Source organism: Sporomusa aerivorans, from assembly GCF_041428895.1.
Taxonomy (GTDB): domain Bacteria; phylum Bacillota; class Negativicutes; order Sporomusales; family Sporomusaceae; genus Sporomusa; species Sporomusa aerivorans.
This window is the reverse complement of record NZ_CP156926.1, coordinates 4,229,591-4,246,123: the sequence shown is the minus strand read 5'-3', so window position 1 is coordinate 4,246,123 and position 16,533 is coordinate 4,229,591. Positions and strand designations below refer to the sequence as shown.

Genomic DNA, 16,533 nt, shown 5'->3' with positions numbered 1-16,533 from the left:
GAGAGCAGCCAGATGTGTCCCGGTTCTCATATTTATCAAAAAGTTCTTATATTCGAAAGGAGAAGAGAAAATGGCATTAACAGGTTTGGATATTTTCAAACAACTTCCCAAAACAAACTGTAAAGATTGTGGTTCACCTACCTGCTTGGCTTTTGCAATGGCAATGGCCAATGGTAAAGCTTCCCTAGACATGTGCCCGCATGCATCTGAGGCTGCAAAAGAATTTTTAGGTTCAGCTACCGCACCGCCTGTTCGCACCGTAAAAGTTGGGGTTGGCGAACAAGAAATCGTTATGGGTGACGAAACTGTCCTCTTCCGTCATGATAAAACTTTCTATCATCCTACAGCGATTGCTGTTCAAATTTCCGATACACTTTCCGGCGCTGAGTTAGATGCCAAAATTGCTAAAGTTAACGGCTTGGTAATGGATCGTGTTGGCCAAAAAATCGCTATTGATCTGGTTGCTGTTACTAACTGCTCCGGCAATGCTGCTACCTTCAAAGCTGCTGTTGAAGCTGTAGCTGCCAAAGCTAATTTCGCTCTCTTGCTGGTTGGGGATGTAGCCGCTCTTGAAGCTGCTGTTCCTGCTGTAGCTGCTAAAAAACCGCTGATTCATGCCGCAACTGCTGAAAACTGGGAAAAAGTTGTAGCTCTTGCCAAAGCTAATAACTGCCCTGTGGTTGTTAAAGGAAATGGCCTTGATGATACCGCAGCTTTAGTAGAAAAAGTAGCTGCTCAATATAAAGAACTGGTTATCGACTTCGGTAACACTTCACAGTCCAAAACTCTTGGCGAGATGGTTAATGCCCGTCGTCTGGCTATCAAGAAAAAATTCCGTCCGTTCGGTTATCCGATGCTTGCTTGTACTCAAGCTACCGAAGCAAGAGAGGAAATTCTTGAAGCAGCTACCTATGTAGCTAAATATGCCAGCATCGTTTGCCTCAAAGCTGACGAAAAAGCTCAACTTCTGCCACTCATGGCATGGCGCATGAACATCTACACCGACCCGCAAAAACCAATGGCTGTTGAAGCAAAAGTTTACGAAATCGGCGATGTGGGCCCTGACTGCCCTGTATATGTTTGCACTAACTTTGCTCTTACCTACTTTGCAGTTGAGGGCGAAGTTGTGGGCAGCAAAATTCCGGGCTATATCGTAGCGGTTGACACTGACGGCTCTTCTGTACTTACTGCCTGGGCTGCCGGAAAATTCGTAGCCGAGCCTATTGCCGAATTCGTTGAGAAAACCGGTATTATGGGTAAAGTTAACCACAAGAGCATTGTTATTCCTGGCTATGTTGCTATTATCAGCGGCAAGCTTAAGGAAAAATCCGGCTTGGATGTAATCGTTGGACCGCAAGAAGCCGCCGGTATTCCCGCTTTTGCTAAAGCCAGATATCCACAACTCATGAAATAATGTTGTGTCGCATACTTGTTATCTCAACTGAGTAACAGCAGCCTCGGTTAAGTAATCAGGAGGGTAATTTTAAGGATGGACAAACGGTTCGTAACATTTCTTCCCGCAGGTGTCAAAGTTGAAGTAGAGTCAGGTACTGATTTGCTTACTGCTGCGAGTAAAGCCGATATTGAGATAAAGGCTCCTTGTGGCGGTGACGGTACCTGCGGTAAATGTGCAGTTCAACTGAAAAGCGGTACTGCTAAAGCCCGTAGAGACAGCCATCTGGCAACACGACTTGCGGAGAAGGGTCTCAATCTGGCCTGCCAGACTTTGGTTCAGGATGAGGATTTGGTGGTAGAGATACCTAAGACCTCAGCCATGAGCCAGCATCAGGTACTTGTTGAGAACAATACACTTGGCGGAGTTTCAGATGCTCTCAGCAATTATTTATTGCATGTATGGCAGCTAAAAGAACTGCTGCTGGAAAAGCAAGAAAGCCCGCTTAACGGTTACCCCCTCAATCCCTTATGCCGGCGTATACGCCTGACATTGCCTGCAGCCAACCTGCAGGATAACCGTGATGATCTTAATCGGCTGACTATGGCTCTCAGGAAAGAAACTAAGTGCACGGACATTAATGTGCCTCTCCCTGTGATTCGAAATCTGGGAGAGACTCTCAGAGCGGAACATTTCAAAGTGACTGTACTGCTATCTGAGGTTGGTGGTAAGGCGGAAGTAATTGCTGTTGAGCCAGGTCATGGCCATCAGCCTCTGTACGGTATAGCTGTAGATATCGGCACTACTACCGTGGTAGCCTACCTTCTCGACCTGGAAAAAGGCAGAGTTGTTGATACCGCAGGAACACACAACCGTCAGGCTCGCTTTGGTGATGATGTTATAAGCCGCATTGTCTATGCTGTTGATGAACCTGATGGACTAAAAACCGTTCATCAATCGATCATAGATACCATAAATACACTTATTGCGGATTTGCTGGTGAAGCAACGGCATGTAAAGGAAACAGATATCCGTGTGCTGCTGACGGCCGGCAATACAACCATGGCGCATTTGTTCCTGGGGATAAACCCCAAGTACATACGGCTGGAGCCCTATATTCCGACTGCAAACTTCTTCCCGGTTGTTAAGGCTCAGGAATTAGGTCTTAGGGTACATGCCGATGCCCTGGTGTTTAGCTATCCTTCCGTAGCTAGTTATGTTGGCGGCGATATTGTATCCGGAACATTGTTTACCGACATGGGCAACGCCGAGGCTCCTGTATCACTTTTGATTGATATAGGGACTAATGGTGAAATGGTATTAGGCGCCGGTGACTGGCTGGTTACCTGCTCCTGTTCGGCCGGGCCTGCATTTGAAGGATCGGGGATAACGTTTGGTATGAGAGCTATGCATGGTGCCATTGAGCGCCTGGAGATAGATGCTCAAACCTACGAAGTCTCTTATACGACCATCAATAATGGCAAGCCGATAGGTATTTGCGGCTCAGGTCTTATTGACTGTCTTGCTAAGCTTAGATGCACCGGCATTATCGATAGAGCCGGCAAGTTCCAAACGAGCCTGTCGACACCACGGATGCGAGTGGGTGAGGCAGGGCCGGAATTTGTTCTCGCTTGGCAAGAAGACACTGACCTTGACCGTGATGTAATCATAAGTGAAGCGGATGTCAAAAACCTGCTTAGAGCAAAAGGCGCGGTGTTTGCTGGCATTCGGACGCTCTTAAATGTTGTCGGTTTTGAGCTTGACAGTATCGAAAACATTTATGTGGCTGGCGGATTCGGCAATTATCTCAATATTCCTGATGCGATTGCAATAGGTTTATTGCCGGATATACCTGTGGAAAAGTACAAGTATGTCGGCAATACGTCGGCCAAAGGCGCTTGTATAGCCCTGCTTTCACAGGAAGCCTGGACTGAAGCCAATGATCTGGCAGGTAAAATGACGTATATTGAGTTGTCGGTTGGCAACTTATTTATGGATGAATTTGTCTCATCATTATTTATTCCACATACTGATTTGACTTTATTCCCCAATGTTAGTCTTTAATTTATTTAAAGCTACAAACTGGGCGTATTGAAAGGAGTTCACGACATGGCAAAACAAATAGCAGTGGCAGGAAAAGGCGGTACCGGTAAAACTACGTTTACTGCGCTACTGATTCGGTATTTGGTTAAAAACAACAAGGGCTCCATTCTGGCGGTTGATGCTGATGCTAACGCTAATTTGAATGAAGCCTTGGGCATGGAAGTTGAACAAACAATTTCCGAGTTGATAACCAGTACGAAAAATCCGAAGAACATTCCTGCTGGTATGACACAGGAAACGTATATTGAATATAAACTCCAATCGTCATTGGTTGAATCAGATCATGTTGATATGCTGGTGATGGGAGGTCCGGAAGGTCCTGGCTGTTACTGCTTCCCCAATAACCTGTTAAAAGGCTTTATGGATAAGCTTGGCAAGAATTATGGCTATGTCCTCATGGACAATGAAGCCGGGCTGGAACATATCAGTCGCCGGGTTACCACGGATATTGATTATATGTTTGTCGTAAGCGATGCATCGGCCCGTAGCATTCGGTCGGCCGGCCGGGTACGTCAACTTGTCGATACTCTGAAATCTGATGTTAAAAAGATCTTTCTGATTGTGACGAAGACGCAAAATGATGAGGATCTTGCCACATTGCAAGGTGAGATCGATAAGACCGGTCTTACGTTGATTGGCGTAATCCCGTATGATCCCCAGGTGGCAAAATATGACTTATTAAGCCAGCCGTTGTTCGATTTACCTGACACTTCGGCGGCTGTACAGGCGGTTAACGCCATATGTAAAGAAGCACAAATCTGATAGTTTGGAAGGAGCGTAACTATGGCAACAAATATCTTGAAAGAAAAATATACCGGTAAAATTTGTACTACTACCCTTGGTGCTACCAAAGAACAGGGTGGCACCCGTACCAGCACCGTAACCGTTGGCGGCGACGCTACTATGCCTTTCCTTCATTTCGAAGGTGAAATGCCGTTAGGACCTGTAGTTGCAATGGAAATTCAGGACATTAATCCTGGCTGGCATCCTGAATTAGACAAAGTGTATGCTGAAGTTATTAATAATCCCATAGCCTGGGCCAAAAAATGCGTAGAATTCGGCGCGGATTTGATTTATGTAAAATTAGCCGGTGCTCATCCTGATAATGGCAACAAGAGTCCGGAAGACTGCGCCAAGCTTGTTAAGGACATACTGGCCGCTGTAGGTGTACCTCTTATCGTCGTTGGTTGCGGCGATGACGAAAAGGACAGCGCTGTTCTGCCTGTTGTTGCAGAAGCTGCTGCCGGCGAAAACCTGCTTATCGGTTTAGCTAAACAAGACAGCTACAAATCAATTGCTGCTGCTGCTATGGTTCATAAGCATAAGGTGTTGGCACAAAGCCCGCTTGATATTAATATCTGCAAACAGCTCAGTATTCTTATCACTGAACTTGGTTTGTCTGCTGAAAACATTGTTATTGATCCGAGCACTGCTGCTCTTGGTTACGGTATTGAGTATACCTACTCCATCCTTGAACGTGGCCGTCTGGGTGCTCTTTCCGGTGACAAAATGTTGTCAGTTCCAGTAATTTGCCAAGTTGGCTATGAGGCATGGCGGGCAAAAGAAGCTGTTGCGTCTGAAGAAGATTTCCCCAATTGGGGAGACCAAGCAGAACGTGCTATTCTGTGGGAAGCAATGACTGCTACCGGTCTGTTGCAAGGTGGAGCACATATCATGGTATTACGCCATCCGGAGGCTGTTCGTCTCTTTAAGAAAAATGCTGAAGCATTAATGGAAAAACCTGAAATCTAATAGTGTTTTTCTCAGTTTAGGGTATGGCTGTTTTTTTACAATAGGATCTCTTAAATTATAAATATATTGAGGAGGATTTACTTAATGATTATCATTGGCGAAAGAATTAATGGTATGTTTAAAGACATCGGTCAGGCTATCCGGGAACATGACCCGAAACCGTTACAGGAATGGGCTGCTAAACAAAAAGAAGGCGGCGCACATTATCTTGACGTAAACACCGGACCTAATTCCGAAGACCAAACGATAGATCTTCCTTGGATGGTTAGTGTTTTAAAAGAAGTTACTGACCTGCCGCTAGCAATCGACACTACTAATTATGACGCAATGGAAGCCGCTCTTGAAGCATACGGCAAACCAGGTGCGCTGATTAACTCCATCGGTTGTGAACAAGAGAAAATCGATAGAGTTTTCCCGATGGCTGCTAAGTACCAAGCTGATGTTGTTTGCTTGTGCATCAATAAGGTAGGTATCCCTAAGAGCGCCGAAGACCGTGTTGCTATGGCTATGGAGTTTGTTGCCAATGCGGAAGCATATGGTCTCCAGCCGGATAACCTCTTTATCGATCCGATCATTTTGCCAGTCAACGTGGCTCAGGAACATGGCGTTGAAGCTTTGGAAACTATTCGCCAGATTAAAATGATTTCTAATCCTCCTCCCAAAACCACAGTCGGACTTTCCAATATTTCACAAAAAAGCCCGCATCGTCCGATTATCAACCGTACGTTCGCTGTCATGGCTATGACTGCTGGTCTGGATTCAGCTATTTGTGATGCCAATGACGAAGCTTTGGTTGACGCCATTGCAACTGCACGTTTAATTCTGAACCAAGACATTTACTGCGACTCCTACGCTAAGGTGTTCAGACAGCGGTAATATTTCCGCTGGGGGTGTACGCCCGGAAAGGAGGTCAATGATGTCAACGGTGAGCCAACCTGTAAAGGGTAAAGCTTCTTTCTGCAGGGAAATTGAAGAAAAGTCTCACCAGCCAATCACTTCATGCTATCATTGCATGAAGTGTGCTGGTGGCTGCCCGATTAATTTTGTCATGGAACACAATAACTATGAGATATTGCGTATGATTCAACTGGGAGAAAAGGATAAAGTATTCGCAAGTAATACTCCTTGGCTCTGCGTAGGCTGTAAAACCTGCGCTGTCCGCTGTCCTAACGGCATCGACACATCCAAAGTTATGGATACCATTAAAATGGAGACCATAGCAGAGGACAAGATTCCGGCCAGTCATTACAATATCAAACTGTTTTATGAACTGTTCCTTGACTCCATGAAAGGGTTCCCGATCATCGGCGGTGAAGGCCGTGGGTATGAGCTCGGACTCATGGGACTCTACAAATTGTGTACAGGGACTTATTTTGCAGATATGGACCTCGGCAAAGAAATGACAAAAAGAGGTAAGATGCCATTCTTACCTCATAATGCTCTGAAGCGGCGCAAAGGCGAAATCAAGAAAATATTCCAGAGAGCAAAGGAGAAACGGGCACGATGAAACTAGGCTATTATCCGGGATGTTCACTTCACTCTACAGCAGCCGAGTATAACATGGCTACCGAGGCTGTCTTCGACGCCCTGGACCTTGAACTCAGCGAACTTCCGGAGTGGAATTGCTGTGGAGCTACCGCCGGACACTCCACCGATCGTTTTCTCGCCCTCGCTTTGCCGCTGAGGAATCTTGTTATCGCTGAAGCCGAACAGCAAAAAGAGCTGCTTTTGCCATGCGCTGCCTGTTATAATCTTGTAAAAGCCGCTGACCATTATGTGCGGGAAGGTACTCCGGAGGCTAAAGAAGCTAACGAAGAACTGAAGAGCATTATGGGATCGTCTTATAGCGGTAATGTCCATGTTACACATCCGTTAGAAGTCATCATGAGAAAAGAGTATCTTGGCAAAGTAGGCGAAAAGGTTAAAAAGCCTCTCAAAGGACTTAAGCTTGTGCCATATTATGGCTGTTTGCTTACGAGACCGACCTACGTAGCATTTGACGATGTGGAGCAGCCGCAGGCAATGGATCAGCTGATGAAGCTGACCGGAGCTGACGTGAAAAAATGGTCGTATAAAACCGACTGTTGTGGCGGCAGCCTGACAGTACCGCGTACTGACGTTGTTTACGAGATAACCAAAAATTTGGTTACTGCTGCACAACGCGCAGGCGCCGATGCCATTGTGACTGCCTGTCCGCTATGTCAGATGACTTTAGAAACCCGGCAGAAAGAAATACAGAAACCAATACCGATATTTTTCTTCACCGAATTGCTAGGGATTAGTTTCGGACATCCTGATGCAAGGAAATGGATGAAGAAGCATATTGTTGATCCCGTACCGCTCTTGACATCATTGCAGTTGTTGTAACCAATCCAGAGAAACCGGCAGAACTATTAATAGGTATGTCCGGTTTCTCTGCGGTTATACCCCAAAAAATGCAATGATGGTGAAGTAAAGATATTTTTATCGAAAGGCAGTGAGAGCCATGCAAAAGGATGTGCTCGTTATTGGCGGTGGCATTGCCGGTCTGCAGGCGGCTCTGGAATTAGCTGGGGCAGGATATTCTGTTCATTTGGTAACAGATGAAGCCAATCTGGGCGGAAAACTGGTGGATTCATCGGATAAAGCCAGCCAGGCAGCATGTGTCTGGGGAGACCAGGTTAACATTTCTGCTTTGTATTTAGGCGGTAATCTTCATGCTTCCAGTACGGTATTGGGCTCGCTCATTACCCGTGCCTATAACAACCCGCTTCTGCATGTTTATACCAGCAGCAAACTGGATGATCTGCAGGGAGACGTAGGCCATTTCCAAGCTACCATCAGCGATGTCGCAACCGGTCAGCGCACCCAAAAACTTGTCGTCGGAGCGGTTATTCTGGCAGCCGGTTTCAGCATGTATGACGTCTCGAAAAAAGGCGAATACGGCTATGGATATCACAAAAACGTTGTCACCAGCTTAGAGTTTGAGCATATGCTTTCGGAAAGCCGCTATCGCTCAGACTGCATCAGACGCCCCTCAGACGGAAAATGTGCGGAAAAAATCGCCTTTATACAATGTGTTGGTTCCCGGGACGTAGTTTCCAAGGGAGAATATTGTTCGGCGATTTGCTGTATGTTTACCGCCAAAGAAGCGATACTGGCGAAGGAGTTCACTCCACGTACCGATGTTACGGTATTTTACCTTGACCTGCGAGCTTGCGGTAAGAACTTCGATACTTTCTTGTCGCGGGCGCAGGAGTTGGGCGCAAAATATGTGCGCACTATGATTTCGGAAGTAAAAGAAGATCCTGTGACCGAAAAGCTGTCCATAAACTATGCAGCCGCGACAAAACCGCGTGTTGAAGAGTTTGATCTGGTTGTTCTTGCGGCAGGTATTCGTCCGTCTAACAGACTGAAGGAAACTGCCGGAATTTTACAACTTCCACTAAACGAATTCGGGTTTGTACAGGTTGATCCGCTTGACCCGGTAGTAACCAAACGAACCGGTGTATTCTCTGTAGGCGGCAGCCAAGGCCCGCTTGACGTTCCGGAAACTATGGCGCTGGCCAGCGCCGCGGCGGCTGCCACTGCCAAAGTATTAGGCAAATCGGATGGACGACCTGCCCGTAAACCGGCTCCTGAAAGAGATGTTACTAAGGAACCTACGCGGGTAGGTGTTTTCCTGTGTAAAGACGGTCTGGCTGCAATGGGGGCCGATGCTGAAGCTGTTATTAAGGCAGCTAAAGAACAGGGAGATGTCGCCGTTGTTGAATGTAACCAGGCGGTGTGCAAACCAGAGTCAATTGCTAAAATTCAAAACTTAATCGCAACGCAGGGACTCAATCGTATCGTTGTAGCTCCTTGCGTTTTAAAGCACAATCTCAATTTGTTCCAGGAAACTGTACAAACTGCAGGTTTAAACCGGATGCTGGTTGAGATGGTGTCTGTGCCGGTTAAAGCCTGGGAAAATAACGCCGTCAAAGCCACTGGTGATGCTGTAGCCAGAACCAGCCGCGCAATTAGCGATGTGAAGGCTTACAAGCCTCTTAGATGGCATGCTGAGCCGGTTGTGTCCCGCGCTCTTATCGTTGGCGGCGGCGTCAGCGGTATGGCAACCGCCATGGCCTTGGCAGACCGTGGGTTCCATTCTACAATTGTAGAAAAGTCCGCACAAATCGGTGGTTATGTTCGTAACCTTACCGGCAGTTTGGAGACCGACAACCTGAAAAAGACGGTCGAGGACTTGGAAAAGCAAGTTGCCAAGAGTGACAAGATTGAAGTTCTGACTAACTCAGAAGTTGCTGGCTTTACTGGCCGCCAGGGACATTTTGTAACAACTGTCGCTACTGGCCAGGGACAGGTTAAGACAACTAAAAAGGTGGAACATGGTGTTGTAATCCTGGCGACAGGAACAACCACTTATGTGCCCTCCGAGTATATGTTTGGCGAAGACCCGCGGATTATTACCGGCGTCGAAGCCATGTACCGTCTGGCTGACGGCCGCTTACCGGCCACAGGAGATTCTACTTATGTCTTTGTCCAGTGCGTGGGGTCACGTAATGACGAGCATAAATATTGTAGCCGTACTTGCTGCGGGGAAACAGTTTATGCCGCCACCAGGATCAAAGAACAGAATCCGGATGCTGCGGTTTATGTATTGTCCCGCGACATCCGTACGCCAGGTTATCTTGAGCTTAAATATCGTGAAGCACGCAGGGCCGGCGTGGTGTTTGTACATTACGATGAAGCCGACAAGCCTGTGTTAGTAAAAGATAAAGCAGGCAATCTGTCGATGGCGGTTAATGACCCGCAATCCGGATTAACTTTGAATCTTAAACCAGATCAGGTTATTTTGGCAGTTGCGCAAACTGCAACACTTGAAGCCCAGCAACTTGCTGATATCTTCAAGATTCAGTTAAATGCAGACGGTTTCCTTTCAGAAACTCACTCCAACTTTGGCACAATAGCCTTCCCGGGCGGCGGTATCTTTATTGCCGGTGCGGCGCACGGTCCGAAATCGGTTGTAGAGTGCTTCACGCAGGCCAAAGGCGTAGCTGGCCGCGCAGCCCGTATCCTGGCGCAGCCTGCCCTAATGATGGGTGGCATGGTTGCCGAAGTGGAATGGGAAAAATGTGCTGCCTGCTTGACTTGCGTACGGACTTGTCCTTACACAATCCCGCAAATTACGCGGGAGAAAAAGGAAATGGGCGCTGCTTATATTCCGCCTGCCGATTGCCGCGGCTGTGGCATGTGCGCGTCAGAATGCCCAAACAAGGCTATTTTTGTACACCATTACCAGGACGATGAGGTTCTCGCCCGGGTTAAGACTGCGTTAACGGAGGTGGGTTAATAGTGAGTGATGTTAAAGTAGTTGGTTTTGTTTGCCGCCTTTGCGCGCTAATCAGCTCTGACCTTGGCCCGCCAGCCGATGTTAACGTAAAAATAGAGACTGTGGAATTGCCTTGCGCCGGTAAGGTTGACGGCAGATTGTTGTTAGAAGCGTTTGAAAAAGGCGCAGACGCTGTATTTGTCGCTGGCTGTCCTGAGCATGAGTGCATGAATGTCAAAGGCAGTTCACGGGCCCGGAAACGCGTGGAGCATATACAGGAAATACTGGAGCAGATTGGTGTTGGCAAAGACCGTTTGGTCATGTACAACGTATCCGGCACCCATGGTCCGCGTTTTGCCCATATCGCCCGGGATATGGCCGGACTGCTTGAAAAAATAGGTCCGAGTCCGCTTAAGGCCCGGAAGGCCTAGAAAGGAGACGAGTCAAGCGATATGATAGTTGCAGAAATCAAGCCTATTGAAGAAATTGCCGAGACTATTAAAGGCGCCAAAAAAGTATTGGTTGCCGGCTGCGGCGGCTGCGTTACCGTATGTTTGTCCGGCGGGCAAAAGGAAACCGATATTTTAGCCAGTGCCCTTCGGATGAAGATGGAAGTTGACGGTCACCCTACGCAAATAGAGACTGCTACCTATGAGCGGCAGTGTGATCCTGAGTATGCCGTCAGATTTAAGGAACATCTGAAAGATGTTGATTATGTAGTTTCCATGGCCTGCGGTGTAGGCGTACAGTATATGGCCGAAACGTATCCTGACATCATCTTTGTACCTGGTCAAAATACTAAATTTGCCGGTGCTGCCATTGAACACGGCATCTGGGAAGAGCGCTGTATGCTTTGCGGTGAATGTGTGCTTGCCAAAACAGGCGGCGTTTGCCCGATTATCCGTTGTTCCAAGAGCTTGCTCAATGGTCCTTGCGGTGGCTCCCAGAACGGTGTTTGCGAAATCAGCAAAGATACTCCGTGTGGTTGGCAGCTTATCTATGACCGCCTAAAAGGTCAAAACCGTCTGGATCTCTTGACAGAAGTACTGCCGGTTAAAAACTGGTCGAAAAACAGAGACGGCGGTCCCCGCAAAATTGTGAGGGAGGATGTGCGGTTATGAGCGAAGCAGCTATTGATAAACAAGCTTTGTTAAAAACAGAAAGCAAATTAGAGAAACTGTACTCCTTAGGCCATTTTGTAGTAACTGGTGAACTTGGACCGCCCCAGCATTCCAACGGTCATGAATTGGAGCACCATTCCCAAGAACTCAAAGATATTGTTGACGGCTTTAACCTTACCGATAACCAAACGGCCATCGTGCGGCTGTCCAGTATTGCGGCCGGCGTTCATGTCTTGAAAGGCGGCGGGGTGCCCATCATTCAGATGACTTGCCGGGACCGGAACCGTATTGCTATGCAAAGCGATTTGCTGGGCGCTTATAGCCTGGGTATTCGCGATGTACTTTGCTTGAGTGGTGACCATCAGTCTTTTGGTAATCACCCGACAAGTAAGAATGTATATGATGTTGACTCGGTGCAATTAATCTCAATGGTTAAAAAAATGCGGGACGACAAAAAGCTCCTGTCAGATGCAGCGATTAAAACCGATGAGCCCCGGTTTTTCATCGGCGCTGTAGAAAATCCATTTGGCGATCCGTTCGAGTTCCGGGCTATCCGCCTGGAGAAGAAAGTAAATGCTGGCGCCGACTTCATTCAGACCCAGGCTATCTTTGATGTCGAGAAGTTTGCCCGGTTTATGGAAATGGTAGTGGCCCGCGGCATTCATGAAAGAACTAAGATTACTGCCGGTATTCTGCCTGTGCGCTCGGTAAAAGCGCTGCAGTATATGAAGAAAGACGTCGCCGGTATGGAAATTCCCGACAGCCTGATTGAGCGGATGAAGAAGGCCGAGGACCCGAAAAAAGAGGGTATTCAGGTTTCTATCGAACTGTGCAACCAGATCAAGAAAATCCCGGGTGTGGCCGGTATCCATATTATGCCTGTTGGCTGGGAAGCTGCGCTGCCTGAAATCGTTAAAGGCGCCGGATTCCTGCCGCGGCCTAAAGTTTAATATTAGTAAGTTCCCATCATCTGGCTAAGCATTGGTTTAGAAGGATAAGCTCAGGGCGGAATGGTAGGGTCAGCCTGGGAAAAAGCGGCTGGCCCTATATTCTATCATAGTGTGACAAATCCTTTGGTAACCTAAATTGTGCAAATTTTCACAAATGACTTATTATAATTATTATTCAATAGGTTGCTTTTACGCTCTAAACCTGGCTTGTCTTGGTAATTTCAACATGCAAAAGAAAGGGTGAGATAACAAGAATGTGTTGTTCAAAAGTGACAAAGGATCAGGCATTAGAAATTATTAAAGCATACGAGGGAGTCTTAGCAATTATTAATAAGTACGGCAAGGCTAAGGAGCAACTGTTATCAATTCTGCTCGATATTCAGGCCAGTTCGGGTGAGAACTATGTGGCGGAAGAATGGGCTGAAGTAGTTGCCTGTCAACTGGATTTGCCGATTACCAAAGTTCACGATGTTTTGACCTTTTACGCCATGTTTAACATTGAACCACGCGGCAAATATGTAATTGAAATTTGCAAGAGCACCCCCTGCCATGTGACCAAAGCGGACGCGGTAGTCGCCATGTTTGAGGGAGTTTTAGGGATCAAACTAGGTCAAACTACGCCTGACAATATGTTTACCCTCATGCATACCAGCTGCGTAGGCGCCTGCGACATCGGCCCGGTAGCCAAAATCGGCGACGAAGTATATGGTAACCTGACGGCAGCCAAGGTGGCCGAAATCGTTACTAGTTACCGGGGGGTGTCGGCATGACAAAAATAAAGAAACTGATATCAGGAAACTGTGGCGCCATTCGCCCTGATTCTGTGGAAGAGTATGTAAAAGCCGGCGGTTACGAAGGTTTGAAAAAGGCTTTTACCATGAAACCCGAAGAAATTATCGGTGAAGTAAAGAAAGCCAAACTGTTAGGCCGCGGCGGCGCCGCCTACCCGGCCGGCTCCAAGTGGGAACAGCTCCTGGAAATTCCCGAATTCCCCAAATATATCGTCATCAACGCCGACGAAGGCGAGCCCGGCACCTTCAAAGACAAAATCCTCCTGGATCAGGACCCGCTCAGAGTTATTGAAGGCATGACCATCGCCGGTTATGTTTTCAACTCCCATGACGGCTACATCTATATTCGCGGAGAATACCGCGCCATCCAGAAAGTATTCCAAAGCGCCATCGATAATGCCATTAAAGCCGGCTACTTAGGCAAGAACATCAACGGTACCGGTTTTGAATTCAACATCCATATCATGACCGGAGCCGGCGCTTATGTATGCGGCGAAAACTCCGCGCTCCTAAACTCCATCGAAGGCAAGGCCGGCCGTCCGCGGATAAAACCGCCGCATCTGGCCGAAGTGGGCTTATTCCTCATGCCTACCCTTGTTAATAACGTAGAATCCATTGCCAACATACCGACCATCGTCTTAGAAGGCGGCGACCAGTATCTGAGCTATGGCACCAAAGACAGCGGCGGCACCAAACTCATCTGCCTGTCCGGCAACGTAGTTAGCCGCGGCGTATATGAAATACCGTTTGGCGTCAGCCTGCGCGACGCCATTTATGATCCCGAACTGGGCGGCGGCATCCCTAACGGCAAGAAACTTAAATTCTTCCACTTAGGCGGCCAGTCCGGTCCTATCGGCAGCGAAGCCCATCTTGATACCGCCTACTGCTACAAAGCCCTGAGAAACGCCGGCTTAAGCGTTGGTTCGGGCGCTGTAGTCGTTATGGACGAAGACGTCTGCGTCATCGACTACCTCAAAGGCGTAACCGAATTCTTTATTCACGAATCCTGCGGCAAATGTACCCCTTGCCGGGAGGGCAACAAACAAATCTATGCCATCCTGTGCAAACTGTCGGCAGGGGAAGCCAGCCAGGACGATATGGCCGTCTTAAGGCGCTTGATCGACACCATGACCAACGCCTCCTTCTGCGGTCTCGGACAGTCGGCAGCCGTGGCCCTGAATACCTGCTGGAAACTGTTTAAAGCCGAATTTGAAGATCACCTGAACAAGAAATGTCCGGCAAAAGTCTGCTTTACTGAACAGGAAAGAGGTGAGTAGTGATGGGTCATCATGCTTCAGATCCCAACAAAATCGTAAATATTACCGTTGACGGCATACACGTATCGTGTCCTGAAACCACACTGATCCTGGACGCCGCCAAAATGGCAGGTATCGATATCCCCGTCCTGTGTTATCATCCTGACCTAAAAGTACGCGCCACCTGCCGCATCTGCGTAGTCGAACTTAAGGGGCAGAAAAAACTCAAAACCGCCTGTGGCAACGAAGTCTGGGACGGCGCCGAATTCATCACCAACAGCCCGGCTGTACGCCAGGCCAGAAAAGATGTTCTGGAACTTATATTAGCCGAACATCCCCAGGATTGCCTCAAATGCGTGAGAAGCACCAACTGTGAACTGCAGCAGCTGGCGAAAGACTTCGGCATCAGCAAGCCGTTGTTTGCCAACCAGCCCAAACAAATTCCCCTCGAAGATTCCAACGGCGTGATCGTTCGCGACATGGCCAAATGCGTAAAATGCGGCCGCTGTGTCGAAATGTGCCAGGAAGTCCAGACCGTCGGCGCCATCAACACCGCCCACCGGTCGGTCGAATTCGAAATCACCACCGCTTTTAACAGGCCGCTGCAGGACAGTACCTGTGTATACTGCGGCCAGTGCATCTCCGTATGTCCCGTAGGCGCCTTATATGAAAAAGACGAGACCGAAAAAGTCTGGGGTGCCATCGCCGACAGCGATAAACACGTCATCGTCCAGGTAGCGCCGGCCGTCCGGGTTGCCCTGGGCGAAGAATTCGGCCTGGAACCGGGCAGCATTACCACCGGTAAAATGGTAGCCGCCCTCCGCCGGTTAGGCTTTGATAAAGTATTTGACACCGACTTTGCCGCCGACGTCACCATCATGGAAGAAGGCAGCGAACTCCTAGAAAGAATGGGACAAGGCGGTACCTTGCCGCTTATTACCTCCTGCAGCCCGGGATGGATCAACTTCGTTGAAACCTTCTATCCCGATTTGCTGGCGAATGTATCTTCCTGCAAATCTCCCCAGCAGATGTTTGGCGCACTGGCCAAGAGCTACTATCCGGAAAAAGCCGGCATCGATTCCGCCAAAATCGTGTCGGTGTCCATCATGCCCTGCACAGCCAAAAAATACGAGAGCGCCCGCCCCGAAATGAATGGCAGCGGGTATCGCGACGTCGATATTGTGCTGACCACCCGAGAACTGGCCAGAATGATCAAACAGTCCGGTTTTGACTTCAACAAGCTGGCCGGCGAAGAATTTGATGCGCCGCTTGGCCTTTCCACCGGCGCCGCCGTAATCTTCGGCACCTCCGGCGGTGTTATGGAAGCGGCTCTTAGGACCGTTTACGAAATTGTCACCGGCAAAGAACTGGCCAATGTTGACTTTGAAGGCGTACGCGGCCTTACCGGCATAAAGGAAGCCGAAGTCGACCTGGACGGTAAAAAAGTCAAAGTAGCCATTGCCAACGGCCTTAAGAATGCCCGCGTAATTCTTGACAAGATCCGCGCCGGCGAATGCGACTATCAGTTTGTGGAGATCATGTGCTGTCCCGGCGGCTGCATCGGCGGCGGCGGTCAGCCCTGGGGAACCACCCAGGCTACCAGGGAAGCCCGGATGGCCGGCCTGTATCAGGCCGACCGCGACCTGCCAATCCGGCAGTCGCATAAGAACCCGGCGGTAAAAGCCTTGTATGATGAGTTTCTGGGCAAACCGCTCGGTCACAAGTCTCACGAGCTTCTGCATACTCATTATCATTCCCGTCATAAGTAATTAAGTCAATGAGGGCGGCTTTTTATATAGCCGTCCTCATTTTATGAGATATCAGCAATCATCGTTTGTACATCCGCAGCAGGCATGATA

At 48.4% G+C, this 16,533-nt stretch carries 14 protein-coding genes; all 14 read left to right on the top strand.

The genetic code is table 11. From position 1 onward, the window contains the following. Positions 1 to 70: 70 nt before the first annotated feature. Positions 71 to 1,414 carry an acetyl-CoA decarbonylase/synthase complex subunit gamma gene (gene acsC, locus SATMO3_RS20530; RefSeq protein ID WP_371371602.1) on the top strand — a complete coding sequence of 448 codons (1,344 nt, stop codon included), beginning with the start codon at positions 71 to 73 and terminating at the stop codon, positions 1,412 to 1,414. A gap of 75 nt (positions 1,415 to 1,489) precedes the next feature. Next, positions 1,490 to 3,457 (top strand): ASKHA domain-containing protein, encoded by a 1,968-nt coding sequence (locus tag SATMO3_RS20525; protein WP_371371601.1) that lies wholly within the window; start codon positions 1,490 to 1,492, stop codon positions 3,455 to 3,457. 45 nt (positions 3,458 to 3,502) lie between these two features. After that, positions 3,503 to 4,258, top strand: coding sequence for an AAA family ATPase (locus tag SATMO3_RS20520; protein ID WP_371371600.1), 756 nt, complete (start codon positions 3,503 to 3,505; stop codon positions 4,256 to 4,258). Positions 4,259 to 4,279: 21 nt separating this feature from the next. Further along, the gene (locus SATMO3_RS20515) at positions 4,280 to 5,248 is read left to right on the top strand and encodes an acetyl-CoA decarbonylase/synthase complex subunit delta (protein WP_371371599.1); all 969 of its coding nucleotides are present in this window, start codon (positions 4,280 to 4,282) and stop codon (positions 5,246 to 5,248) included. Between the two features lie 84 nt (positions 5,249 to 5,332). Next, a complete protein-coding gene (locus SATMO3_RS20510) occupies positions 5,333 to 6,124 on the top strand; it encodes a methyltetrahydrofolate cobalamin methyltransferase (protein WP_371371598.1) in 792 nt (263 codons plus the stop codon). A 40-nt stretch (positions 6,125 to 6,164) separates the two neighbouring features. After that, positions 6,165 to 6,755 (top strand): 4Fe-4S dicluster domain-containing protein, encoded by a 591-nt coding sequence (locus SATMO3_RS20505; protein WP_371371597.1) that lies wholly within the window; start codon positions 6,165 to 6,167, stop codon positions 6,753 to 6,755. Continuing rightward, positions 6,752 to 7,615 (top strand): CoB--CoM heterodisulfide reductase iron-sulfur subunit B family protein, encoded by an 864-nt coding sequence (locus SATMO3_RS20500; RefSeq protein ID WP_371371596.1) that lies wholly within the window; start codon positions 6,752 to 6,754, stop codon positions 7,613 to 7,615. The genes SATMO3_RS20505 and SATMO3_RS20500 overlap by 4 nt, the downstream gene beginning before the upstream one ends. 118 nt (positions 7,616 to 7,733) lie before the next feature. Then, on the top strand, positions 7,734 to 10,577 hold the full coding sequence (locus tag SATMO3_RS20495; protein WP_371371595.1) for an FAD-dependent oxidoreductase: 2,844 nt from the start codon (positions 7,734 to 7,736) through the stop codon (positions 10,575 to 10,577). A gap of 2 nt (positions 10,578 to 10,579) precedes the next feature. After that, positions 10,580 to 10,987, top strand: a complete 408-nt coding sequence (locus SATMO3_RS20490) for a hydrogenase iron-sulfur subunit (RefSeq protein WP_371371594.1) — start codon at positions 10,580 to 10,582, stop codon at positions 10,985 to 10,987. A gap of 21 nt (positions 10,988 to 11,008) precedes the next feature. Beyond that, positions 11,009 to 11,677 carry a methylenetetrahydrofolate reductase C-terminal domain-containing protein gene (locus tag SATMO3_RS20485; RefSeq protein ID WP_371371593.1) on the top strand — a complete coding sequence of 223 codons (669 nt, stop codon included), beginning with the start codon at positions 11,009 to 11,011 and terminating at the stop codon, positions 11,675 to 11,677. Next, positions 11,674 to 12,627 (top strand): methylenetetrahydrofolate reductase, encoded by a 954-nt coding sequence (locus SATMO3_RS20480; protein ID WP_371371592.1) that lies wholly within the window; start codon positions 11,674 to 11,676, stop codon positions 12,625 to 12,627. Before SATMO3_RS20485 ends, SATMO3_RS20480 begins: the two co-directional genes overlap by 4 nt. Positions 12,628 to 12,881: 254 nt before the next feature. Then, positions 12,882 to 13,397, top strand: coding sequence for an NAD(P)H-dependent oxidoreductase subunit E (locus tag SATMO3_RS20475; RefSeq protein ID WP_371371591.1), 516 nt, complete (start codon positions 12,882 to 12,884; stop codon positions 13,395 to 13,397). After that, on the top strand, positions 13,394 to 14,695 hold the full coding sequence (locus SATMO3_RS20470) for an NADH-quinone oxidoreductase subunit F (protein WP_371371590.1): 1,302 nt from the start codon (positions 13,394 to 13,396) through the stop codon (positions 14,693 to 14,695). Before SATMO3_RS20475 ends, SATMO3_RS20470 begins: the two co-directional genes overlap by 4 nt. 2 nt (positions 14,696 to 14,697) lie before the next feature. Next, entirely contained in the window at positions 14,698 to 16,443 is a 1,746-nt protein-coding gene (locus tag SATMO3_RS20465; protein WP_371371589.1) for an NADH-dependent [FeFe] hydrogenase, group A6, read from the top strand. The last annotated feature ends 90 nt before the right edge of the window (positions 16,444 to 16,533 follow it).

Coding starts and splice junctions, on each gene's coding strand:
- SATMO3_RS20485 (WP_371371593.1), top strand. CDS start 11,009: ATGATAGTTGCAGAAATCAAGCCTATTGAAGAAATTGCCGAGACTATT.
- SATMO3_RS20470 (WP_371371590.1), top strand. CDS start 13,394: ATGACAAAAATAAAGAAACTGATATCAGGAAACTGTGGCGCCATTCGC.
- SATMO3_RS20510 (WP_371371598.1), top strand. CDS start 5,333: ATGATTATCATTGGCGAAAGAATTAATGGTATGTTTAAAGACATCGGT.
- SATMO3_RS20520 (WP_371371600.1), top strand. CDS start 3,503: ATGGCAAAACAAATAGCAGTGGCAGGAAAAGGCGGTACCGGTAAAACT.
- SATMO3_RS20495 (WP_371371595.1), top strand. CDS start 7,734: ATGCAAAAGGATGTGCTCGTTATTGGCGGTGGCATTGCCGGTCTGCAG.
- SATMO3_RS20480 (WP_371371592.1), top strand. CDS start 11,674: ATGAGCGAAGCAGCTATTGATAAACAAGCTTTGTTAAAAACAGAAAGC.
- SATMO3_RS20515 (WP_371371599.1), top strand. CDS start 4,280: ATGGCAACAAATATCTTGAAAGAAAAATATACCGGTAAAATTTGTACT.
- SATMO3_RS20500 (WP_371371596.1), top strand. CDS start 6,752: ATGAAACTAGGCTATTATCCGGGATGTTCACTTCACTCTACAGCAGCC.
- SATMO3_RS20505 (WP_371371597.1), top strand. CDS start 6,165: ATGTCAACGGTGAGCCAACCTGTAAAGGGTAAAGCTTCTTTCTGCAGG.
- SATMO3_RS20475 (WP_371371591.1), top strand. CDS start 12,882: ATGTGTTGTTCAAAAGTGACAAAGGATCAGGCATTAGAAATTATTAAA.
- SATMO3_RS20465 (WP_371371589.1), top strand. CDS start 14,698: ATGGGTCATCATGCTTCAGATCCCAACAAAATCGTAAATATTACCGTT.
- acsC (WP_371371602.1), top strand. CDS start 71: ATGGCATTAACAGGTTTGGATATTTTCAAACAACTTCCCAAAACAAAC.
- SATMO3_RS20525 (WP_371371601.1), top strand. CDS start 1,490: ATGGACAAACGGTTCGTAACATTTCTTCCCGCAGGTGTCAAAGTTGAA.